This window comes from Limnospira fusiformis SAG 85.79 (assembly GCF_012516315.1).
GTDB lineage: Bacteria > Cyanobacteriota > Cyanobacteriia > Cyanobacteriales > Microcoleaceae > Limnospira > Limnospira fusiformis.
Genome location: NZ_CP051185.1, coordinates 6,400,435 through 6,423,694 on the forward strand (window position 1 = coordinate 6,400,435; position 23,260 = coordinate 6,423,694).

Here is a 23,260-nt window from a genome sequence, read left to right on the forward strand (position 1 = left end):
AACAAAGTGATAATTTCCCAGACACGGGGAGGTGAATGTTTTTTGTGTTCATAACCAGAGAGCTGAGAACCTGCGCCTGAGATAGTTGTACAATAGCCTGGGGGCTTTCCCGCCGATGAAATTCGGTTGAACCCGATCCCTACATTTTTATCCTAGCGCGTACTCTGCCATTGTCGAGAATTTTCTACTCCCCCCTCCCAGAGACGGGGATAGGGGGGTTTGGTGAAATTATGCTTCTGAGGGAACCCTCATGGCCTTAATTAGTTCCGCCGCCACTTCTGGACGAGAAAACTCTGGGGGTGGCATTTCCCCCCGTCGCAGCATTTCCCGAACCTTGGTTCCTGATAAGTGAATCCGTTGTTCTGGGTTACTGGGGCTAGTTTTACTGGTAGCCATACCCTTAGTCAATGTGCAATAGAAGGCGTGTTCAAACTTCATGGGAGTAATACCCAATTCTGCTGGTTCAAACTCATCAAAGATGTGCTGGGCATCATAGGTTCCATAATAGTCCCCCACTCCCGCATGATCACGCCCGACAATAAAGTGGGTACAGCCGTAATTTTTGCGGACCATAGCATGAAAAATCGCTTCCCTCGGTCCAGCATAACGCATAGCAGCCGGATTAATCGCTAAAATCACCCGATTTTGAGGATAGTAGCGTTCCATCAAGATTTCATAACAACGCATCCGCACATCAGCCGGAATATCATCAGACTTAGTAGCGCCAACCAGAGGATGGAGAAATAGACCATCAACAGTTTCTAGGGCGCATTTTTGAATATACTCGTGGGCGCGGTGAATAGGGTTGCGAGTCTGAAACCCGACGATGGTTTTCCATTCCCTTTCTCGGAAGAGTGAACGACTATCAGCGGGGTCAATTTGATAGTTGGGAAACAAAGGGTGCGCTTCTCGTTTGAGTAACCATACAGGACCGGCGAGATTGACCGGACCTTGCTCATAAACTACCTTTACTCCCGGATGTTTGTTATCATTAGTGCGATAGACGTGGATGGCTTCCTGTTCTTTATCATAGGTGTATTTTTGGGTGAGTTCCAGAACTCCTACAAATTTACCCTCTGGTGAGTCCAGACGAATTAGGCTGCCTTCGGACAAATGCGCCGCTTCCTCTTCGGTAACCGATAGGGTGATGGGAACAGACCAGGGTAGTCCGTTACTCAGTCGCATATTATGGACGACATTGGTATAGTCCTCCTGTTCCATAAACCCGGTTAGGGGACTGAAACCACCGATCGCAATTAGTTCTAAATCGGACTGCGATCGCTCGTCAAGTTGTACTCTGGGGAGAGTATCCGCTTTGTCTAGGAGTTCGGCCCGTTGTTCGGCACTAGCCATGCGATTAATTAGCTTTCCACCGTGGGGCGCGATAGCATCTTGATGATGAGCCAAGGTAACCTCTAATAGTTAACTACAGATTGAACTAAATCGATTCATTTTTATTCAATCTCCTATTTTACCCCTTGCTGTGAACTTAAATATGGGGGGCTGTACCTTATACGGCTCATGGTCCTCCCTGGGAACTTGATTGGGAACTTTGTGATCACCAATATCGACTATAAACTTGGTCAATCCTATTGACAAAATGGTAGTATATATGTATGGGTAAATGAACCAGGATTTTCGTTAGTCTGAAACCGTAATCATTTCCCATGGGGCTGTCAATTAATCTGAAAATTATGGAGAATTGAGCAATGAAAGGTATTTTGGTTCTGACAACGTTTCTACTAGCCGGAGGATTACAACTCCCGGCTAACTCTATGATTTCCTATGGTAATTCTACTCAACAAGCTACCAGAGGAGAAGCGGGATTGACGATCGCTAATCGGAATGCTAATCGGAATGCTAATCGGAATGCTAATCGGAATAATGATGATTGGCGGCGACAATTTGAGCGAGATTTTGAAGAATATAGCCGGCGGCGACATGAGCAGCTAGAATCGGAAATGCGAGATGAGATGAACAAGCCCCACAATCAGCGTTTGTCTCAAAGCCAAAAAGAACGGGTGATTAGAGAAGCTCACCAGGAATTAGAACGCACCCTCAGTCGTGAGAAACAGGAATGGGAAAAGCGCTATCGCGACAACTTTGAAAGAATGCGCGATCGCCAAGACCGCTATAATCGCGGTGACCGTCATAATCGCCATGACCGTTATAATCGCTATGACCGTTATAATCGCTAATACCTAGGTAATTGATGGATAATGAAACCCTCTAAATCTGGCTCTCCCGAACTCTGGGAGAGGGCTGGTCCGGGTAGTTGCTGATGTGGTAGCCTTGAAAAAATAGGTCGCCCCTACTGTGGGTGTAGGGCGGGTTGGGCAATCTTTTCTGTGGGAATTGAGGATTGACAGCAGAACCCGCCCCGACATCATGGTTAATGTGATGTTCAATTGTCCATGGTCTAGTATATACTGGGTGGGATGGTGGAAACTTGTAATTGATTGAGAATGGAACGTTCTAAAGTAGTTGCCTATATTACCGGAGCCATTTCGATTATTTTAGCGATCGCTTATTTGTTATTGGTGAGCATCCTAGACTTCCGTGGAGAAATGCTCCCCGCCCCCCAAAGCCAAGTCACCGGGGAGATATCAATAGCCTCCGTTTCGATTTCTGGTGAAGCAATGCACCCAGGGGGCGGAAGTCAAACCGGCTTCTATGGGTAGCCACAAGGCTGGCTGGGGCTTTTTTTGTCAGACCGAGACATTAGGGCGCGGACATTGGGCCTCAATGTAATTCTAAGCATATTCATCGCGCCTCTAGCCGCCGATTCCTTTTGACAGCCCCCTGGGGTGGTTTAGCTGCTGATTGGTTCCCTCTTTGGCGGCGGACTGTTAACCCGTTCAATTTTCTGTTAAGTTTTATAAAGTAGGTGTGAGTTAACCCGAAATTGGGACTTTTTCAGGGCCGAGAATGGATATACAGCAGTTAAAAGACCAGCAGATCTTGATTTTAAACCAGATTGATCAGGCGATCGCCCTATTTGACAGCAGCGATCGCCTAATCCTATTCAATCCCCAACTCGCCGCCATTTGGGGAATTTCTGTTGACCAACTCGCCGCCCAACCCTCCCTCGATGACATTTGTGCTGAAATCACCTCCAAAAAACTTTGGTTAAAGCCAGACTGGGAACACCTGAGACAAACCCTGCGCGACTGCGTGAGAGGCGAAATCTCATTTTGCATCCAACAACATAATCAAATCTATCTCGAAGTCCACAGCCAGACCACAGCATCAGGGGGACGTTTACTCACCTTTAGAGATATCACAGACCATCGCAACACCCAACTGAGCCTCAATACCGAAGTGCGACGACTAAGATTTCTGTTGGGACTAAACGAACGCCTCCAAGACTCCGATAACCTCGATAACATCGCCCAATTTGCGCTCAACTATCTAGTACACACCACCAATGCAGCCTTTGGGGATGTCAAAGTAATTTTAGGAGAGGGAGAGAATCGCATCACTGGGATGCTAGGAAACCAAATTTCCGGTCATTTTGTGGCCACCTATGGAGAACCCGCCGTCGCCGAAATGAAAGCCGCATTAAGCCAAGGAATCCCCTACGGCGAGGGTCTACTGTGGGATGTAGTTAGAACAGGTGAACCGAGATTTGTCAGAGACTACGCCAACCATCCCAAAGCCTTCTCCCCCTTTCGTCATCCCGGAATTGGTCAACTAGGAATTTTTCCCATTCCCGCTACCAACGGAGAAATCATCGGCGTGTTGACCCTCGAATCACGGGATCTCACCAAAATGCAGGAATATCCGCAATTAGATATGTTATTTGCCGCCTGTCGAACCCTGGGAACCGCCATAGAACGCGCCGAAGCCCAAGAACGCTTGCGTCAAAGCAACGAAAAATTAGAACGCGCCTCTCAACTGAAATCCGAATTTTTAGCCTCCATGTCTCACGAATTACGCACCCCCCTTAACAGCGTTTTAGGCTTTGCGGATTTACTCAAACGCCAAAACTCTGGAACTCTCAACTCTCGCCAGCTTAACCAAGTCCAATTTATCGAAAAAAGTGGTTGGCACTTGTTGCATTTGATCAACGACATTCTGGATCTATCCAAAATAGAATCTGGCAAAACCGAGTTAAACCTGGAGTCCGTTAACATCCACGAACTCTGTAGCGAGTGTCTGAAAATGGTTCAACCTCGGGCTGATAAAAAATGTCTAGCCCTGTCTTTAGAATCAGACTACCGCATCACCCAAGTTTTGTTAGATAAGCGACGGGTCAGACAAATTATGATTAATTTGCTCTCCAATGCCATTAAATTTACCCCAGAAGGTGGTAGAGTGCGACTAAGCGGACACCTAGCTTATGGCTCTCAGATAGAAGGAGACTATCGCCCTGACTGTTCTCCCATTAATGACAGTACCCCTTATTTATGTTTGGAAGTACAGGACTCTGGTATTGGCATTCCCCAGAACAGATGGCATTTATTATTTCAGCCTTTCCAACAGATAGATTCTTCCCTAACTCGTCGCCATGAAGGTACCGGATTGGGGTTGCTTCTAACTAAGCGTTTGGCAGAATTGCACGGCGGCACGGTATCTTTGCAGTCTCAGGTTAATCAAGGCAGTCGCTTCCGGGTATGGCTACCCCTAACTGAGATGCGACAGGAATTAGCCAAAAATTATAATCCTGAACCGGAAAGCCGGGAGGTAATTACACCAGAACCGGAAACCCCTAAGTTACATCAGGTAGACTGCCCTCGGATTTTGGTGGTGGAAGACCAGATTTTTAATCAGTTATTAATTACTGAAGTTTTGGAATTGGAAGGGTATCAGGTCGAGTTGATTGCTGATGGTTATACAATGTTGGATATGATTAACTCCACTCTGGCAAAACCCGAAATGCTGCCTGATCTGATTTTAATGGATATTCAACTACCGGAAGTTGATGGCTTTGAACTGATACGCCAACTTAAACAAAGCAGTTTATGGAAAGTCGTTCCGGTGGTCGCAGTGACCGCTATGGTCATGTCGGGCGATCGTGAACGCTGTCTGGCTGCTGGGGCTGATGGTTATTTGAGTAAACCCCTTGATGTTGACCAGGTATTGGCAACTGTCAAAAAGTTCGTCGAGTCTTAGGACAACAGCCCTAAGTGAGTATAGCTACCTAATGACTTATTTTAATACGGGTTGGTAGGGGCATCTACTGAAAGATACAATTATCAATGTTTATACAGCCATGTTGGCATATCTATCAGTCGATTTTGTGAATTTACTCTGTATTAAACAGTTACCCCCACCGTTTTACCTATGTCTGAAACTAAATTACATATCCTTTTGGTTGATGATGAACCGGCTAACCTGGTTTTATTAGAAGATTTATTGATGGCGGAAGGTTATGACACTACCTTAGCAGAATCGGGACCTAGGGCGATTGAACTAGCTACAAATAACCCGCCAGATTTGGTGCTTTTGGATATTATGATGCCGGATATGAATGGCTTTGAAGTTTGCGATCGCCTCCGAGAACATGACATTTTGCAAACTACTCCTATCATTTTTTTGACAGCCTTAGATGATGAGGAATCCCGCTTAAAAGGTTTGGAAAAAATGGGGGATGATTATATCACTAAACCTATTAATATCAAACTTTTGTTAGCCAAAATTCATAATATCATCAAATTACATAAAATGCGGAATGATACTGCTAAGGTGAAGTTACAGCGACAAGTTCAGGAACAAAATCAACGCCAGTTTTCGGCTGCTTGGCAGATTAATGAAAATTTATCAAACAAATTTCAGCTATTTGTACCCCAACAATTTTTAAAGCGGATTGCTCCCCAGGGGGTGGGATCTATTCAACTGGGAAATGTCACGGAAGAACACTTGACTGTCTTGTTTTGTGATATTCGCGGTTTTACTTCGATCGCTGAATCTCAACAAGCTAGAGAAACCTTTGAGTGGTTAAATGCCTTTTTTAACCAGATGAGTAATTGTATCTCCTCCCATAATGGCTTTATTGATAAATATTTGGGCGATGCAATTATGGCAGTTTTTGATAACACCAATTCCCACGCTATTGATGCCTTAAATTCGGCTTTGATGATGAAAGACAGTTTACGGGAATTTAATCGCGATCGCCATCTTTTTAGTATCAAAGACCCTATCAGAATTGGCATTGGCATTGATACCGGAATCGGCATGATTGGCACTTTGGGGTCAAATAGCCGCATGGATTCTACCGTTATCGGTAATGTGGTTAATACCGCCTCCCGATTAGAAGGATTGACTAAAATTTATGGCTGTCAAATTATTGCCAGCAAATCCGCTATTGATACGGCTGAATTAATGACGCAATCCCCGGAAAATAACGAATCTTTCCAAACTCGCTGGATTGATTGTGTCACCCCCAGAGGCAAAAAAGAACCCTTAGAAATTTATGAGGTTTTAGCTAGTCAAACCTATGCGGTGTCACCCCAAAAAATTCTCACCCGTCCGGTGTTCGATCGCGGTACTCGTTGCTGGAGAAATGGCAACATTCAAGAAGCCTTAAAATGCTTTCAAGCGATTCTCACCCAAGACCCCAGCGATACAGTCGCTCAATACTATCTGGAGAAATGCCAATAAATAATCTTCTCCGACTTCCCACCCGCCGGAATTAGTGTAGATCTGAAGGCGATCGTCTCAATTCCCCCATTCAATCATAGCCTGGGATTTTGGTGGGGCTGCACCTGATCACAAATCCCCATCCTATCTAGGGATTTCACACAGCATAATTTGGGATAAATTGGGTTAAGAAAAGGTTAAATTTTTGCGCCCCCCATCTGTCCAGAATTTATCGCATTTTCAGCCACCCACAGCCATTTATTCCTATTCTCAGAAACCTGGTGAACACCTCGCTACTATACACTGGGGAAATGGGGATATCATCTACACAAATGATTCTGTTATAGTGAAAAGTATCTCAAAATTTTAGTTGGACAGATAAAAATGACTATTGATACCTCACCTCAAACCAACACCCTGGGGGAATGGGCCAGTTTGGGGATTCAGAAATATCTAAACAAAGTCCTCAGCCATGAAGCCGCCGTGTTACAAGATGAAGATCCAGAAGAATTACATCAAATGCGGGTGGGAATGAGAAGACTGCGATCGGCTGTCACTGGTTTTGCACCCGTTTTAGATTTACCCAAAGCCGCCAGCGATGACAACATAGGGAAAATCGCACGTCGTCTGGGAGAACTCCGAGATATTGATGTTATGATCGAAGCCTTGAATAATCAATATTATCCCACCTTAACCGAAGCCGAAAAACCCACCTTAGACAAGGTATTAATTCGCCTAGTTAAGCAACGGGGTAAAGCCTTGAAAAAAGTTCAGGCTACTTTGGCACATCAAACATATAAAAACCTTAAACAAGACCTGCAAAACTGGCTAGATTTTCCCGTTTATACCCCCATAGAAAAGCTGCCGATTATGGGGGTATTACCAGATTTATTACTCCCGCAAGTCAGTCAGCTATTATTACATCAAGGTTGGTTGTTTGGTATTGACAAACTAGAAACCGAGTCCGAGTCCACAGAAAACAGTTCCCAGGAAACTACCCCTAAAAAAACCATTACCAAGAAAAAACTTGAGAAACTCCTGACCACTCACGGGGATGTCTTACACAGTTTACGCAAGCAAGCCAAACGAGTCCGTTACCTCATGGCCCTATTTACCGACTTTTACGGGTCTACCTATCAAGCCTATCTCCAGGATATGAAAGATCTGCAAGAATGCCTGGGTGATATTCAAGATACCATGGTACTCGAAGCCGTTTTGGTGGCGATCGTGCGTTCCGATCTCAAGAAAAGTCTACCCACCCTCTCAAATCAGATGAGCCAAAAGCGCTATGAATCATGGCAGAGCTGGACTCAGCTACAGCGTCGATATCTAAATCCTGTAGTCCGCCAAGATTTTCACTTGACCCTTTTGCGTCCTCCAGTAGACTCTGATTCTTAACCCACAGTTAACCATTATAGCCCTGACAGACCCATTTAAGCTATATTGATCCGAGAAAACCGCAGTACCTTATAAATAGGGGAGGAAAGATAACTCCTCCGTTCCTCCTCTCCATGCTTTGATCATTTTTGGCCTTTTGTATGAATAGATACATTTATTTGGGTCTCATATCCCGATATAATATTTCCTAGACTTATGTATGGTGGAAATCTCACTGTTTAAGAGCCTAACCCAAGAAAGTGAATTTAACCTTTGGTAAATATTTGACTAGGGAAGTAAGTTTCATTTTTTATCAAGATTTAATTAATGGTTAACTGCTATACAATCTTCTGTTAACTTTTGAATCATAATGGATAGTTTAGCTTCCCTAGCCAAGTATTGAATTAAACATTTTTTTAAGATTTGCAGTTAGGGTTTGTGAACTATAACTGCTATTCTTGAGAATGAGAGTCTAAGGTTTTCGGTGTTCACTTTGGTCAGATCTTCAAAAACAGGGTCTGTTAAGTCAATTTTGGTAAATTTAGAATGGAAATCTTAGGCATCTTGGCAAATTTCTTATACATTGTCTGTATAAGTAAGGGGTTCGTGCAAGGGTCTGGTTATATGGCGATCGCTAGAGATGATTCAACCTGTACAAACTAATTGGTCTTTCTGAGATTTCTGGGAAAGTACCAATGTCCATCCCATGAGGCAATTAAAATGGACAGCAACAATTTTTCACACCCTCCAAATAACTGGGGAAACTGGCAAAATTCCCCAGCAGTCTCTATCCCATCAAGTAATTTGCTGTGGGGGGGTGGAAATCGGCAAGTTGAGCCAACGGGAAGAGCATGGCAAGCATTAAGTGCAGTAGCTATAAATGCTCAGGATTTTCTAAGTATTGCCATTTATAATTTCCAGCCAGTCGTACCCAGAATAACATTTGTTAACCCGCTATTTACAGGTAACACCGGGTATACAGCCGATGAATTTTTCAGTAAAAACCCAAGTATTATGCAAATTACCAAAACTATTCGTGAAGGCTCTAATGAGGAGAATAACACCATTTTCCATAGATTTAAGGATGTTTCAGAAGACCAACATCTACCCGGTGGATCATCCCTAAATACCTCTGATAACGAAGGTGAATTGTCTGGTATATGGCAGTGCGAGCCATCAAGACATAAGGAAATTGTCAAAAGTCAACGGCCAGTTTTAGACGCTGACAAAAAACGACGGAGACGTGAGGAAGCTAGATTACTGATATATAAATCAACCCACGACGGGTTAACTGATTTATATAACAGATCCTACTTTATGAGGGAACTGGACGAAGTAGTAGAACGGGCAAAAGAAGATCCCGAATACCAATTTGTGGTACTACTTTTGGATGTAGATCGGTTCAAAATAATTAATGACAGTCTCGGTCATCAAGTCGGGGATCGCCTATTAGAGGGGGTAGGAGAACGATTAAGGGAGTGCATCCCACCTTGGCATACTGTAGCGCGTCTGGGGGGAGATGAATTTGCTATTTTGTTTGATGACCTCAACAATTTAACCCAAATATCCCAGACGGCACAAAACATCCAATATCATCTACAACAACCTATTATTTTAGGGGAACAGGAAGTCTTTAGCACTGTTAGCATTGGTATTGCGATCAGTAATGTCAGCTATAGCAACGGCAAAGAAATTCTCCGAGATGCAGACACAGCGTTATCGCAAGCGAAAAGGAAAGGAAAAGCCTGTCATGTAATATTTAACCCTACGATGCACCGCCAGGCTTGGGATCGTATGCAGCTTGAAAATGATCTGCGTCATGCCATTGAACGTCAGGAATTGCAACTACACTATCAACCGATTATTTCCCTGGAGACGCTAGAGATTATCGGCTGCGAGGCTTTAATACGTTGGGAACATCCCAAGCGAGGCTGGGTGTCTCCTAGTCAATTTATCCCCATTGCGGAAGAAACTGGACTGATCCAACCGATTGGAGAGTGGGTGCTGCGGTCCGCGTGCGAAACATTGCACCGTTGGCAGTTAATGTTTCCCCAGGGAAAACAGCCATTTATGAGTGTGAACCTATCGACGTATCAATTAACTAACCCCCAATTAGTTAATAAGGTTCAGACAATTTTGGAAGAAACTGGCTGTGATCCCTGTAGGTTAAAACTGGAATTGACGGAAAGCACTATTGCTGAATATGCAGAGGTGGTGGTTCCCCAAATGAGAGAACTTAGCGAATTGGGGATCAAATTATGTATTGATGACTTTGGAACTGGGTATTCTTCGCTCAGTCGCCTATATCACTTTCCGATTCATACGCTGAAGATTGATCGCTCTTTCATTGAGGGGATCGATGAATCTCAGGATCAACTAAAAATTGCTTATGCCATTGTCAATTTAGCCCATACCCTGGGACTAGAGGTGATTGCAGAGGGTGTGGAAACTCCGGAACAAATGGCTGTATTGCAAGCCTGGGGATGCCAACTGTGCCAGGGATATTTATTCTCTAAGGCTGTTGATGACCAGAAAATGGAACAATTCCTGAGCCAAGGCAGGATCATGCTTTCGGCTACGGAAACCTTACGAGAATGGCAGCGGTTTGCTGAAGAAATTGAAAGGCTCATCAAACCTCTAGAAAAAGGATGCCCCGGAAAAGTCAATCCTAACATTCATATTGCTTGAGGTAGCTAGGCTACAGAAACTTTTGTGAATGTCCTAGCTAACTGAAATCGACTATTGGGAGAATTAATTATGAGTGCAGAACTTTTAGGGATCCTGTTCCCCGAACCTTTGGTAGCAGCTTATCAGAGAGCAGTGGCTGATTTGACGAAAACCAAACAACAATTACATGAAAGTCAACAGGAACTTTGGGATCTTCGTCAGGTGGTCAACCGGACCACCCCAGGAGCATGGGTAGACGAAAATGGCACACTTGTGGAAATTAACGAGGGATTTATTGAGGTTTTCGGTTACGGTGCAGAACAGTTAATCGGTAAACTGCATCCGTTGCTCAATTCTAAATGCTATAATGCGGATTTTTGGGAAGAGAAGGTCTGGTCTGTGGTTAGATCTGGCGGTGTCTGGCGCGGTGAACTGCAAAACTGTACTTTGACGGGACGAGAGGTTTGGCTGGAAACGACTATTGTACCTTTGATGAAAACAGGTGCTACCCCAGATAAGTATTGGGTACTTACCCAGGATATTACGGAACGCAAGGAAATTGAGTTGGAACTGACCCAACTTTCCTGGGTGGCGAGTCAAACTGATAATGCGGTGATTATCTGCGATCGCCATGGGAAGATTGAATGGGTTAATGAGGCGTTTACTTGGATTACAGGCTACACTCTGGAAGAGGTGAAAGGTCTAACGCCAGGGTCTTTTCTCCAGGGACCTTTGAGTGATACGGAAACTATAGGCCAAATTCGCGCCTGTCTGAAGGAACACAAGCCCTATCGTGGGGAGTTGATTAACTATAAACGCCATGGGAGTCCCTACTGGCTGTCTATTAGCATTACTCCGATTTTTAACCACCAGGGGGATCTGACTAAGTTTATTGCGATTGAAACTGATATTAGCGATCGCAAAAAGATGGAGGAAGCCTTACGACAAAGTGAGGTGAGAAATCGCAGCCTGATTGAAGCGATCCCCGATTTAATGTTTCGTCTGAACCGAGATGGGGTGTTTCTTGACTATTTCCCGTCTAAGGATGATCGGGTGACAGAATCTAAAGAAGTTCTGGGAAAAACGGTTGAGCAAGTCTTTTCGGAGGACCTGGCCTGGTGGACACGCCACTATTTAGAATTAACTTTAACTAGCGGACAGTCTCAGTCTGGGGAATATATGCTGCCTTTTGAGGAAGGATGGCGCACCTATGAGGCTCGCTATGTTAAAAGTGGGGATGATGTGGTTTTGGCGATCGTGCGCGATATTACGGATCGCAAGGCTATAGAGGCGGCTTTATTAGTTGAACAGCAATTGGAAAAACAAAAAGCGGCTCAACTGGAAAAAGCGTTAGACAAACTACAACGCACCCAAACCCAACTAATTCAAGCTGAAAAGCTATCGAGTTTGGGTCAAATGGTGGCGGGAGTGGCTCATGAGATTAATAATCCTCTGGCTTTCATTCATGGGAACTTAATATATTTGGATACCTGTATTAAGGATATTCAATATATGCTGTGTATGTACCATAAATATTACCCTGAGCCACTGCCAGAACTTAAAGAGGCTGTAGCTGATATTGATGTGGATTTTATGCTAGATGACTTACCCAAGGCTTTGGAATCAATGAAGTTGGGAACCCATCGCATTCAGGAAATTGTTACGTCCCTACGCAATTTTTCGCGACTAGATGAGGCGAAAATGAAGGCGGTTGATTTGCATGAGGGAATTGAAAGCACTTTGCTGATTTTACAAAATCGCCTGAAGGCAAAGGCGGAACAAGGGGAGACAAATATTATCCGCGATTATGGGGAACTGCCTAGGGTAGAGTGCCATGCTTCCCAGATTAATCAGGTGTTCATGAATTTAATATCAAATGCGATCGATGCTTTGGGAAATCAACCCGCACCTAGGGAAATCAAGATTAGCACCAGGTTAGAATTGGCTGAATATGAGGAAAACATGGATATGGTTGTTGTGGAGATTTCCGACAACGGCCCCGGAATCCCGGAGTTAGTCAGACAACAGATATTTAACCCATTTTTTACTACTAAACCTGTGGGAAAAGGGACGGGATTAGGTTTGGCTATATCTCATCAAATTGTAGTAGAAAAACATGGGGGAAAAATAGAATGTATTTCTGAACTAGGAGAAGGAACTAAGTTTATCGTTTCTCTGCCTTTGAATTGCACGAAGATTGATAGGGAACAATTAGTCTAATGCTTGCTAAAGCTAAGGCCTCTGTAATCTCAGTCAATAAATTATTGATTATCCAGATGATTCCTAGAGATAGGTAAAGGACGCATCCGACTCAGTTTATCGACGGCCCATTGCGCGGTTTCTCTGACATCGGCTTCGGGATCATCCATTGCTCTTTGGAGAATCTGGCTAGTTTGGTACATTAAATCATAAATTCGGGTTAGATCCCGAATGGCATTTTGTCGTACCTCTGGGTTTTCATCCTGCAAGGAAAAAACCAGGGCCTTACTCATGGGCTTGATACAGCGGGTGCTAATTTCTGCTAAGGCTGCCAATATTTTGCTACGCTGCTTGGAGTCTGATGTAAATAGCAAGTTTACCAGAGGTTCGATCGCTCTGGAATCCCCCTGTTGGGCTAACTCCCAAATGGCTTTGCTGCGATGATTGGGGTTAGGATACTGTAGTTGTAAAATTAGTTCCTCAATGCGATCGATTTTGACAGGCTGGGGACTCTCGGCTACTAAGGTGGGTTCAGTGGGGACTGAAGGGGGAGGCGGCGCTTCTGTAGTAGATTCGGTGACGGGGGTAGGGGGAAGATTAATTAAACCATTCTCGGAAATGGGGGGGTCTGCTTCGGGGGGCGCTTCTATGGCTGGAAACTGTATTAAGGTCTGAGGGGAGGCGGCGGAAATTTCGGGCGCGGGTTGTGGTTGGGTAGTCTGTTGGGTTTCCTGGGACTCTTCCTCTAAGTCGGGGGTAGCCAGAAGCCGAATTAGAATAAATACAGCCCCACCGGTGACAACTACTCCACCAACTCCTAAAAGAATCAGGGCTTTTGGGAAACCTGAAAGGAATTTTACCTGATTGTTGCCATTGCTGTTACTGTTTTCCTGTGCTAAAAGCAGACTTTCAGAAGTTGTAGCGGCTAGGAAGGGAGATGGGGAGATCATCCCAGCAGTTTCCCTCAGCTGTTGCGCTACGGTTAAACTCTGGCTAGGACTAGCGGCAACTAATCCTGACCCAGTTAAACTTAGTGACAAAAATAACATTAAATGATCCAAAGCCATGAAACTTAAAGGGGGTGATAACTAAGGGCTACTTGAAAACGCGCTTTGGCTGGTTAGAGGAATGCGATCGCCAATCTGGGCTTCATGGTAACATTTTTGTTGCGCCTTGCGGTTGATGCACCCTACGCCATATTAGCGAATTATGGGGGCGATCGCCAATCAATGGGAATCGATAAGGGTCCCCCTGGTATAAGTCGGGTTTAGTCGGGGCTAGTTTTGGGCTATGCTTCCCTAGATCAGACAAATCTACACCAAACCAGGTTATATAATACTAATCTTAAAGCTGCTGATTTAGCGAAAGCCAAGCCAACAGACCTAACACGGCTTTATTTAAGTCAGTCACGCTATCCTAAAGGGGTGTCAACTGCGAGGAGCTAATTGGAATCATGCTAATCTCAAGGGAGTTAATCTCGTGGGTGCTGATTTGACGGAAACTGGGCTGATGATAACTTATCTCAAAAAGGCTATGATGCCCAATAGTGAAATTCCGAGATTACCCACCATAACCTGTAAGTGCTTTTCTGGTCAACTTTCCAGCTTTTCCCATTACCTGAAAGTAGCGGCTATTTTATCGGTTTACTAATTCAGGGTTAAAAGCGATAATAGATATCCTTGTCTATCAAATGGTTATTAATCAACTAGGGAACGGCTTACAGCTTGTTCACCAGTCGCTTAATACATTCCCCTCACCCTAAATCCCTCTCCCCAAGAGGTAGAGGGACTTTGAGAGGTGATCAGATGATTTATGAACAGGCTGTAACGGGGAAAACGGGAAAGATAGCAGCATGAATTTACAGGCTAATTTGCAGGTTGAGATGGTCACTAACTCTACCAGTCGGAAGGTCAGCCTAAATCAGATGGAAGCCTCCAAACCAACAGTCCAAATACCAGGGTATGAAATTCTCGATCTCATCTACAATGGCTCGAGTACGTCTGTTTATCGTGCTTTGAGTAGTAGCGATCGCCAACCTGTGGTAATTAAATTATTACACGATCGCTATCCTACCGCCAATGAATTGGAGAAATTTCGCCACCAATATACTATCGCCGAGTACCTCAAAGGATTACCAGGAATTGTTAATATATTAACTCTGCAACCCTATGGTAATGGGTTAGCCTTAATTATGGCTGATGATGGGTTGATATCTTTGGCTGAATATATCTATGAGTATCCCCTTGATGTACCCAAATTTTTGACCGTCGCCACGGCTATTGTTCAAATTATTGAAGGTCTACACCGTCGCCAAATTATCCACCGGGATATTAAGCCTCAAAATTTGCTGATTGAGCCAATTACTTTAGCTATTCAGTTGATTGACTTTAGCATTTCTGTGAGACTCTCAGATCAGGTAATTTTACACCATCAGAATAAAGGATTAGAAGGGACTCCGGCTTATATTGCGCCAGAACAAACGGGACGCATTAATCGAGGGGTTGATCACCGGACAGATTTTTATTCTCTGGGGGTAACTTTCTATCAGTTATTAACGGGAAAATTACCTTTTAAATACAATAACCCCATGTCGTTTATTCACGCTCATATTGCCAAAAAACCTCAGCCTCCCCATGTCATTAAGCCAGAAATTCCGTTAATTATTAGCGATATAATTATGAAATTGATGGCTAAAAATCCTGAAGATAGATATCAAAATGCTTGGGGTATCTATATGGATTTGGTCGCCGCCAAAACACAATGGGAAATCGACTACCAACAGACGATTAAGCTGGGTGTTCCCTATTCAAATTCGCCGTATAATTTGATAAAATTTAGGTCAGTAGAACTGACAGAAAACCTATCTTTAGACCCTCAAATGCAGTCGGAGGTTGACCAAAAATTACAACGGTTAAATCCCTTGACTCAAAGGCTACTACAACAGGCGGCTTGTTTGGGGGATGAATTCGCCTCGGATATTTTATTGAGCGCTTCTCAGCTCTCACCAGGTCAAATGGGAGAGGTTTTAGATGAGGCGATCGCTGCTAATTTAATTGAGTTAGTAACCGCCAACTGCTATGGTTTTGTTAACCCTAGTATCCGCGTGGCTGCTTATCATCAAATTCTCCCTCACCAACGACCTGCTATCCATCTGGAATTGGGAAGACGGCTTTACCCATATCTAACCGCACAACCCTCTGATTCTCAGGAAAAAATATTACATTTTCTGGTAGTCAATCAGTTGAATTTGGGTGTAGAATTGATGGGGGAACAGTGGGAAAGGGATAGATTAGCAGAACTGAATTTAACCGCTGGATTTTGGGCTGTAGAAAAGCAAAATTACCCTCATGCGATCGGATATTTGATGGTGGGTATCGGTTTAATTGGTGTGGAGGGATGGACAAGACAATATGAACTGACTTTAGCACTTTATACCCAAGCCGCACGGGTGGCTTATCTGGTTGGTAATGGGGAACAGATGAGTCAATGGTGCGATCGCATTTTGGCGGAAGCTAAAACTTTGGCTGATCAGGTAACAGCCTGGGAATTAAAAATATTGGTAGACCTTGCTCAAAATAAATCCCAGACACCGATTATTAATACCCTGAATTTATGTCAACAACTGGGGGTAGAAATTCCCCTGGTTCCCGGGGAGGATATATTACAACAGGCGCGGGTTAAATTCCTGAGTCTATCTAATTTAGAACCTGATAATTATCCGAGGGAATTATCTCCTAATTCTCCAGCTAATCAGACCCGGCGCGCGGCGGTAAATCTACTCTCATTAATTTGGGAAGCCAGTCGCCGTTATTACCCCCAAATGTCGCAGCTTATTGGCTGGGAATTAGTCAACTTATCAGTGGAGTTGGGAATAAGCGATCGCCTAGCTGTAGCCTACGCCGCCACCGGTTTAATCTTGACCGAATCAGGAGATTTAGATAGGGGATATGCTTATGGTAAATTAGCCTTAAAATGGCTGGATAAGTTAGATTTTATTCCCTTAAAGTCCAAGGTGTTAGAATGGGTTAATCAAGGGATTAGACCTCGCTGCGAGTCCCTAGCTAATTGGCGTTCTTCTCTACCTGCTGAACAGTTACCCCGCTTGGCTTATTTAACTGGGGTTGATAATGGTTCTTTGACTCCTACCGAAGCCATTAACACCCTCAAGGGTACTTTGACTTTAGAAGAGTGGTTAGGGAACTCATCACCAGAGAGATTAACCTTTAATGATTATCTCGATCGCTTAATGGTGGCTTATATTTTGAGAGACTTTCCTAGGGGTTGGGAGTATGCACAGTTAGCCAGAAATCATGTGAATAACGTCATTTGTGTGGTGTCAAAGGCGCTATTTTATGCCTATGATTCCTTAATTCAATTAGCCATTAATCCCCCACCGCTAGAAGTTGGGGAAACCGTTAGGAATAATCAGGATATTATCGAATCTTTTTGTGTGTCCGCACCGCAAAATTTTCGGCATTTATGGCAGTTAGTGGAAGCTGAAAAATATCGAGTTTTAGGAAACCGTATTCAGGGGATCGAAGCCTATGACCGCGCCATAGAATTAGCTCAAAAACATGGTCATAAACGCGAGTTGGCGGTAGCTAATGAACGAGCAGCACTGTTTTATTTAGACTGGGAACGGCATAAAATTGCTCGGACTTATTTAATTGATGCCTATTATGGTTATGCAAATTGGCAAGCATCCGCTAAAATAAAACTCCTAGAATCTGGTCATTTTTCATTATTAAAACCCATTTTATATCACCATAAATCAGAGTATTTGGGCGCTACAGAAACGATTATTTCTAGTAGTACAGGCTCCAATGTTTTGGACTTGTCCACCACCATTACAGCAGCTCAAGCCTTATCGGGAGAAATTGATTTAAAAAAGCTGTTATCTAAGTTGATGCAGGTGCTACTAGAGACGGCTGGCGCGCAAAAGTGTTGTATTATTTTAGGCGATCGCCTATCCAATTTGGCTATAGAAGGGGTCGCCATTTGTGATATGATATCTACATCTAATTCCACCAAAAAGACTCCGGGTAAAATTCAAGTTATATCAGTGTTAGAGTCTATTCCTGTCACCATGACCCAACAATTATCTCAGGGGATTATCGAGTTGGTCATGTCTACGGAAAAACCTGTCATTTTTGATAATGTTAGCCGTGATTTTATCAAGCCAGAGGATGAATATTTACAAGATAATCAACTATTATCTCTACTGTGTATGCCGATTCATCATCGCGGCGACTTGGTGGGTGTTTTATATTTAGAAAACAATTTGATTTACGGCGCTTTTACCTCAGAAAGACTACAAATTCTCAATGTTTTATTTTCTCAAGCTGCTATTTCTATTGGTAATGCTCGACTTTACTCGAAAATGCGGGAAGGGGAGCGACGCATGACCCAATTTTTAGAAGGAATGCCAGTGGGTGTGGCGGTAGTTGATAGTGTGGGGAAGTTACAATATATCAATCAACAAGCCAAAAATTTGCTGAATCAAAAGCTAAAATTAGGGGATATTTGTGATGATTTTTTGCCCCTGCTACAGCCATTGGTAGATAGTTCTCCAGACAGTCCCAATGCTGTTGATATAGATCAAGAACAAAGAGCGATCGCCAATTTTCTGGAAATTAATCAAGGCGATAAATTAATCCCTATTGAAAGTTGGGTAACTCCTTATTATGACCAAGAAGGTGATTTAGTCTATGCCATTATTGCCTTTCAAGATATTACCGAGCAACAACAACGAGAAATTGCTCTCCGAGAAGCTGAGGAAAGATATCGCAGTATTTTTGAAAATGCCTTAGATGGTTTATTTCAGAGTACCCCCGATGGCAAATTTATCCGAGCAAATCCCGCCATGGCTAGGATATTAGGCTATAATTCTCCAGAGGATGTCATCAACATTTGTGAGGATATTTCCCAGCAAATATATGTCAATCCCGACGATCGCATAACTTTTGAAAGATTAATCAGAGAACAGGGGGAAGTCTCCAACTTTGAATGTCAGTTTTATCGCCAAGACGGTACCAAAATCTGGATTTCTGAAACCGCGCGAGCCGTCCGAAACCAGTCCGGCGATTTACTCTACTATGAGGGACTATTGGAAGATATTACCTCACGCAAAATCGCCGAAAAAGAGCGATTAGAGTTATTAAATGAACTCTCCGAATTAAATCAGAATTTAGATAAAGCCTTAGACGCGGAATTTGAAATGACAGACGCTGCGGGTCGGTTTGTACCTCATCAGTTTCTTTCCTGCTTAGGTTATGAAAGTCTAGTCGAAGTTCAACTAGGAACTGCTGTCCAGAAAGAAATGTCAATTTTATTTTCTGATATCCGAGACTTTACCAGTTTATCCGAGGGTATGACACCGGAAGATAGTTTTAAGTTTATCAATGCTTTTTTAAGCCGTATGGAACCAGAAATTTTAGATAATTATGGTTTCATTGATAAATATATTGGCGATGGAATTATGGCTTTATTTGGCGAAAAACCCGACCACGCTGTTCAGGCGGGAATTGCTATGTTAAAACAATTAAGTGAGTATAATTTGACCCGTAGTAGACCCGGAAGGCGACCTATCCGCATTGGGGTAGGCATTCATACAGGAACCCTCATGCTGGGAACTGTTGGTGGTCGCAACCGCATGGATAGTACCGTTATTGGAGATGCGGTTAATTTAGCGGCTCGCATTGAGAGTCTCACCAAAAATTATAGCGTGTCCTTCCTAATTACCCACCAAACCTTTATGGGATTAGATGACCCTAATCAATACGCCTTTAGAATTATTGACCGAGTGAAGGTGAAGGGGAAAACTGATGCGGTAACAGTTTACGAGTTTTTTGATGCTGACCCCCCAGAATTACACGCTAAAAAGTTAGCAACTAAGGTATTATTTGAGCGTTCCCTATTCCTTTATTATCTCAACCATACCTTAGAAGCTAAACAGGGATTTCACGATTGTTTATCTCAAAATCCTAACGATATGGTGGCTAGAATTTATTTAAATCGTTGCTGGGAAAAACTCCGCTTGAGTTAGAATTTACCCCCTTACATAAACTTTTTAACAACCCCACTTAAATCTTGATTGAGGGGAGTACCCAAAGCCGTAAATTTCCATTTACCATTGTCTCGGTAAAGTTCCCCCATCAACATAGAAATTTTTTGGTCGTATGAAGGGTCTGCTGAGAGGTTATATAAAGCCATTTCTTTACCTTTAGCATCTACCACTCTCACAAAAGCATTTTCTACCTGACCAAAATGCTGTTGGCGAGTTTTAGCTTGGTAAATACTTACCCCAAGAATAATGTGGCTGTACCTATCGGAGATAGAATTTAAACGCAGAAAAATACACTCATCATCCCCTTCTCCCTCCCCAGTTAAGTTGTCTCCAGAGTGATAAACTGTGCCATCACTAGACTTTAAATGACCATAATAAATCACATCATCTTTATAATTGCCGATTTTGCCACTATTGGAGAGTAAGATAGCATAAGCATCCAAGTCAAAATCGGCATTGACTCCCAGTAAATTACCGAAAAACCCCTTAGATTCTACTACATCCCATCCTAAACCCATCATCACATTAGATAGGTCATATTGACTTTTATCAAGAACAATACTCTGTCCTTTTTTCAGGTTGATACTCATGGTAAAATCTCCAAATTTTGCATCATAACAATCAGTCAGCAATCGGATTTCTATCATTTATCTGATAGTTAATGGCTTAGTTAACTACTTCTCCCAGAATTTTTATTCTGCTTGAATATTGTTTATATTTCATCAGAATTAATCCAGAAATCCGGTTGCTAATTAGTTAATTTTGACTGCCAATTTCTCACTTTGCGAATGAGATTAAGTCAACGCCAAAGGTACTTTAAACGTACTTATCTACGAAACTTTGTAATCCCTCATTATATCCCTGTCCAACTGCATGAAATCGCCATTCGCCACCTTTCTTATATAACCGACCAAATTCGACGGCGGTTTCCCGAGAAAAGTCTTCTTCTAGGTCATATTTAGCAATCTCGGTATTATTTTGCTGGTCATAAATACGGATATAGGAATTGCGGACTTGACCGAAATTTTGTCGCCGTTGGTCTGCTTCGTGAATTGTGACGACAAAAATCAATTCTTCGATCGCAGAATTAACCAGATTTAGATCAATTTCCACCACCTCATCATCACCAAGTCCCGACCCAGTGCGATTATCTCCTAAATGTCTAACTGAGCTATCAGGGGACTTCAAATTATTGTAGAATACAAAGTATTCATCTTGGGGGATTTTCCCATTGCTGGCTAACATAAACACGGAAGCATCTAAATCAAAATCCACCCCGGTATCAGTAGCATTGATATCCCATCCTAAACCAATTCCCACTTCTTGCAGTCCGGGGGACTCTTTGGAAAGATTAATCCGCTCACCTTTTTTGATATTGACTGACATCTTAGGTTCTCCTTGAACTCAATTTAGCTTTGAAAAACAATGCGTTTCTGATATTCGTCTTCTGTCATCATGCTATGGGAGTCAGCTACCCTATCCAAAAATATGATCCCTTCTAAGTGGTCATATTCATGCTGAAAAATACGAGCGACAAACCCAGTTAGTTCTCGGTGTTGAAGATGACCATCACGGCTGGTATATTCAACTTCGATCGCCTGATAACGGTTAACAATTCCCCGGATTCCCGGAACACTTAAACAGCCTTCCCAGTCAGCCACCATTTCCTCAGATTTACCGATAATTTTGGGGTTAATCATAGCGGTGGGTTCCATTTCGGGCGCTGCTGGATAGCGGATACTAGGACGGGAAGCGATGACTAAGATACGATCGCTATATCCCACCTGTGGCGCAGCGATACCCACGCCATTTTTTTCAATCACCGTTGCCATTAAATCATCAATCAGAGACTGAATACGCGCTTCCCAGATATTAGCAACAGGTTGAGCATGGTCACGCAGCACCGGGTCGCCCAACTGAGTAACCGCGAGTATATCTCCCATAGCAATGCCTCCAAAATTCACAAACCGAGGTAGAACCGTTTAGCCAGTTGTTTGAGATGGCAAATTCCCAGTTTTCACTTGCAATATCTGTGAACTTCCGTTGCGATTCACCTCAATTTCTAGTATACTACCGACCGCCTTACTTTGTACAATCTGCTGGACTCTTTCAGAGGTTGTAATAGTTTGTTGGTCAAGATTCAGAATCACATCTCCCGGTTGCAGTCCGGCTATGTCAGCGGGGGAACCAGATACGACATTCACAATTAATACCCCATCAGTGTCAGGAATAGCAAATGGCAAATCTTGACTATTTTGGAGTTCTTGGCGGAATCTTTTGGTCAGCGTCATCATTTCAATTCCCAAATAGGCGTGTTCAGCGCGACCGGAAGCGATTAGCTGTTGAGCAATTTGTTGAGCATGATTAATGGGGATCGCAAATCCCAAGCCCTGAGCGCCGCTGATGATGGCTGTATTCATCCCAATGACCTCTCCCTTAGCATTCAGCAGGGGACCGCCAGAATTACCAGGGTTAATAGCAGCATCAGTTTGGATGAATCCTATACGCTTATCAGGAACACCGACATCACTGCTAGAACGTCCTGTAGCGCTAATAATTCCGACGGTTACGGAGTTATCAAGTCCGAGGGGGTTTCCAATGGCGATCGCCCATTCTCCGGGGGAGAGTTGTTCAGAATTTCCGATAGTGACAGTGGGTAAATTGGTCGCGTCAATTTTAATCACGGCTACATCTGTGACCGAATCAGTACCCAACACCTGACCATCATAGCGGCGACCATCTTTTAATATAACCTGGACGGTATCGGTACCTTCGACGACATGGCTATTGGTGAGAATGTGACCATCAGGAGATAAAATAAAGCCGGAGCCAGTCCCTTCCTCAAAGCGATCGCCAGGGGGACGCATACCCCTAGGAGGATTAAAGAAGTCCCTAGGGAGAGAATTCTCGAAACGATCGCGACTGACCCGCCGAGAAGCATTAATTCTCACCACCGCCGGACCGACCTTATCGACTGCTTCTACAATAAAGTTAGAGGCTCGGTCTGAGGAGGGATTAAAGGGGTGATTAAACCAATTAGGGGCGTTCAGTCTAGGTTGGGGTCTAGTTTCTGTGTTACCGAGAGCGGTGCTATCTGGGGAACTGACCTGAGAGGCTGTCTCGTTAGGATTACCAGGGTCGCCTAATTTGTTCTGTAGCCAGCGATCGCCTATTAATGCTCCGGTTCCGCCAATCAGCAAAAACAGAAAATAGATAACAGGGTGTTTCCAAAAGCCTTTTCCAGTGGTATCAGTCATAATGACTCAAATATAATTTAGTAGGGGGCTGTCCGGGGTTAGCATCTGATACCAACTTCCCGTCATGATCAGGCACTTTGTCCCAATTTAACATGATTCTTGCCGGCTCTGG

General features: G+C 43.5%; 17 protein-coding genes and 1 pseudogene. 12 read left to right on the forward strand and 6 right to left on the reverse strand.

Annotated features, from left to right (window positions below):
- Window positions 1-228 precede the first annotated feature (228 nt).
- Window positions 229-1,407, reverse strand: a complete 1,179-nt coding sequence (gene sat, locus HFV01_RS29895) for a sulfate adenylyltransferase (RefSeq protein ID WP_006623017.1) — start codon at window positions 1,405-1,407, stop codon at window positions 229-231.
- A 302-nt stretch (window positions 1,408-1,709) separates the two neighbouring features.
- Between sat and HFV01_RS29900 the strand changes: the two genes are divergently transcribed.
- From HFV01_RS29900 to HFV01_RS29930, 8 genes are all read left to right on the forward strand, one after another.
- A complete protein-coding gene (locus HFV01_RS29900) occupies window positions 1,710-2,198 on the forward strand; it encodes a hypothetical protein (RefSeq protein ID WP_006623018.1) in 489 nt (162 codons plus the stop codon).
- Window positions 2,199-2,465: 267 nt separating this feature from the next.
- A complete protein-coding gene (locus tag HFV01_RS29905; RefSeq protein ID WP_006668313.1) occupies window positions 2,466-2,681 on the forward strand; it encodes a hypothetical protein in 216 nt (71 codons plus the stop codon).
- 247 nt (window positions 2,682-2,928) lie between these two features.
- The gene (locus HFV01_RS29910) at window positions 2,929-5,115 is read left to right on the forward strand and encodes a hybrid sensor histidine kinase/response regulator (RefSeq protein WP_193520711.1); all 2,187 of its coding nucleotides are present in this window, start codon (window positions 2,929-2,931) and stop codon (window positions 5,113-5,115) included.
- A 171-nt stretch (window positions 5,116-5,286) separates the two neighbouring features.
- Window positions 5,287-6,603 carry a response regulator gene (locus HFV01_RS29915; RefSeq protein ID WP_193520712.1) on the forward strand — a complete coding sequence of 439 codons (1,317 nt, stop codon included), beginning with the start codon at window positions 5,287-5,289 and terminating at the stop codon, window positions 6,601-6,603.
- A 363-nt stretch (window positions 6,604-6,966) separates the two neighbouring features.
- Window positions 6,967-7,980, forward strand: a complete 1,014-nt coding sequence (locus tag HFV01_RS29920) for a CHAD domain-containing protein (RefSeq protein ID WP_008055796.1) — start codon at window positions 6,967-6,969, stop codon at window positions 7,978-7,980.
- 685 nt (window positions 7,981-8,665) lie between these two features.
- Window positions 8,666-8,824 carry a hypothetical protein gene (locus tag HFV01_RS31595; RefSeq protein ID WP_008054024.1) on the forward strand — a complete coding sequence of 53 codons (159 nt, stop codon included), beginning with the start codon at window positions 8,666-8,668 and terminating at the stop codon, window positions 8,822-8,824.
- 149 nt (window positions 8,825-8,973) lie between these two features.
- Window positions 8,974-10,647: a putative bifunctional diguanylate cyclase/phosphodiesterase gene (locus tag HFV01_RS29925; protein ID WP_241081004.1), complete on the forward strand. Its 1,674-nt coding sequence runs from the start codon at window positions 8,974-8,976 to the stop codon at window positions 10,645-10,647.
- A gap of 69 nt (window positions 10,648-10,716) precedes the next feature.
- Window positions 10,717-12,846, forward strand: a complete 2,130-nt coding sequence (locus HFV01_RS29930; RefSeq protein WP_193520713.1) for a PAS domain S-box protein — start codon at window positions 10,717-10,719, stop codon at window positions 12,844-12,846.
- A 41-nt stretch (window positions 12,847-12,887) separates the two neighbouring features.
- Here the strand turns inward: HFV01_RS29930 and HFV01_RS29935 are convergent, their stop codons facing one another.
- The gene (locus tag HFV01_RS29935) at window positions 12,888-13,892 is read right to left on the reverse strand and encodes a HEAT repeat domain-containing protein (protein WP_006623025.1); all 1,005 of its coding nucleotides are present in this window, start codon (window positions 13,890-13,892) and stop codon (window positions 12,888-12,890) included.
- Window positions 13,893-14,108: 216 nt separating this feature from the next.
- Between HFV01_RS29935 and HFV01_RS31890 the strand changes: the two genes are divergently transcribed.
- The 4 genes and pseudogenes from HFV01_RS31890 to HFV01_RS29950 all read left to right on the forward strand — a co-directional run bounded on the left by HFV01_RS31890 (window position 14,109) and on the right by HFV01_RS29950 (window position 19,870).
- Entirely contained in the window at window positions 14,109-14,270 is a 162-nt protein-coding gene (locus HFV01_RS31890; protein WP_008055799.1) for a pentapeptide repeat-containing protein, read from the forward strand.
- Window positions 14,239-14,316: pseudogene (locus HFV01_RS31895) on the forward strand (pentapeptide repeat-containing protein); the annotation flags it as partial. The gene HFV01_RS31890 and the pseudogene HFV01_RS31895, both read left to right, overlap by 32 nt.
- A gap of 18 nt (window positions 14,317-14,334) precedes the next feature.
- Window positions 14,335-14,475 carry a hypothetical protein gene (locus HFV01_RS31600; RefSeq protein WP_228116420.1) on the forward strand — a complete coding sequence of 47 codons (141 nt, stop codon included), beginning with the start codon at window positions 14,335-14,337 and terminating at the stop codon, window positions 14,473-14,475.
- Between the two features lie 202 nt (window positions 14,476-14,677).
- The gene (locus HFV01_RS29950; RefSeq protein WP_193520714.1) at window positions 14,678-19,870 is read left to right on the forward strand and encodes a protein kinase domain-containing protein; all 5,193 of its coding nucleotides are present in this window, start codon (window positions 14,678-14,680) and stop codon (window positions 19,868-19,870) included.
- Window positions 19,871-19,881: 11 nt separating this feature from the next.
- On the opposite strand, the gene HFV01_RS29955 is transcribed toward HFV01_RS29950, so the two are convergent.
- The 4 genes from HFV01_RS29955 to HFV01_RS29970 all read right to left on the reverse strand — a co-directional run bounded on the left by HFV01_RS29955 (window position 19,882) and on the right by HFV01_RS29970 (window position 23,148).
- Window positions 19,882-20,481, reverse strand: coding sequence for a TerD family protein (locus HFV01_RS29955; RefSeq protein WP_035760030.1), 600 nt, complete (start codon window positions 20,479-20,481; stop codon window positions 19,882-19,884).
- Between the two features lie 226 nt (window positions 20,482-20,707).
- On the reverse strand, window positions 20,708-21,277 hold the full coding sequence (locus HFV01_RS29960) for a TerD family protein (protein WP_006623031.1): 570 nt from the start codon (window positions 21,275-21,277) through the stop codon (window positions 20,708-20,710).
- 23 nt (window positions 21,278-21,300) lie between these two features.
- The gene (gene def, locus HFV01_RS29965; protein ID WP_006668319.1) at window positions 21,301-21,834 is read right to left on the reverse strand and encodes a peptide deformylase; all 534 of its coding nucleotides are present in this window, start codon (window positions 21,832-21,834) and stop codon (window positions 21,301-21,303) included.
- Between the two features lie 39 nt (window positions 21,835-21,873).
- Complete coding sequence (locus tag HFV01_RS29970) at window positions 21,874-23,148, reverse strand: HhoA/HhoB/HtrA family serine endopeptidase (protein WP_193520715.1); 1,275 nt, start codon at window positions 23,146-23,148, stop codon at window positions 21,874-21,876.
- Between the last annotated feature and the right edge of the window lie 112 nt (window positions 23,149-23,260).

Coding starts and splice junctions, on each gene's coding strand:
- HFV01_RS29900 (WP_006623018.1), top strand. CDS start 1,710: ATGAAAGGTATTTTGGTTCTGACAACGTTTCTACTAGCCGGAGGATTA.
- HFV01_RS29905 (WP_006668313.1), top strand. CDS start 2,466: ATGGAACGTTCTAAAGTAGTTGCCTATATTACCGGAGCCATTTCGATT.
- HFV01_RS29910 (WP_193520711.1), top strand. CDS start 2,929: ATGGATATACAGCAGTTAAAAGACCAGCAGATCTTGATTTTAAACCAG.
- HFV01_RS29915 (WP_193520712.1), top strand. CDS start 5,287: ATGTCTGAAACTAAATTACATATCCTTTTGGTTGATGATGAACCGGCT.
- HFV01_RS29920 (WP_008055796.1), top strand. CDS start 6,967: ATGACTATTGATACCTCACCTCAAACCAACACCCTGGGGGAATGGGCC.
- HFV01_RS31595 (WP_008054024.1), top strand. CDS start 8,666: ATGAGGCAATTAAAATGGACAGCAACAATTTTTCACACCCTCCAAATA.
- HFV01_RS29925 (WP_241081004.1), top strand. CDS start 8,974: ATGCAAATTACCAAAACTATTCGTGAAGGCTCTAATGAGGAGAATAAC.
- HFV01_RS29930 (WP_193520713.1), top strand. CDS start 10,717: ATGAGTGCAGAACTTTTAGGGATCCTGTTCCCCGAACCTTTGGTAGCA.
- HFV01_RS29935 (WP_006623025.1), bottom strand. CDS start 13,892: ATGGCTTTGGATCATTTAATGTTATTTTTGTCACTAAGTTTAACTGGG.
- HFV01_RS31600 (WP_228116420.1), top strand. CDS start 14,335: ATGATAACTTATCTCAAAAAGGCTATGATGCCCAATAGTGAAATTCCG.
- HFV01_RS29950 (WP_193520714.1), top strand. CDS start 14,678: ATGAATTTACAGGCTAATTTGCAGGTTGAGATGGTCACTAACTCTACC.
- HFV01_RS29955 (WP_035760030.1), bottom strand. CDS start 20,481: ATGAGTATCAACCTGAAAAAAGGACAGAGTATTGTTCTTGATAAAAGT.
- HFV01_RS29960 (WP_006623031.1), bottom strand. CDS start 21,277: ATGTCAGTCAATATCAAAAAAGGTGAGCGGATTAATCTTTCCAAAGAG.
- def (WP_006668319.1), bottom strand. CDS start 21,834: ATGGGAGATATACTCGCGGTTACTCAGTTGGGCGACCCGGTGCTGCGT.
- HFV01_RS29970 (WP_193520715.1), bottom strand. CDS start 23,148: ATGACTGATACCACTGGAAAAGGCTTTTGGAAACACCCTGTTATCTAT.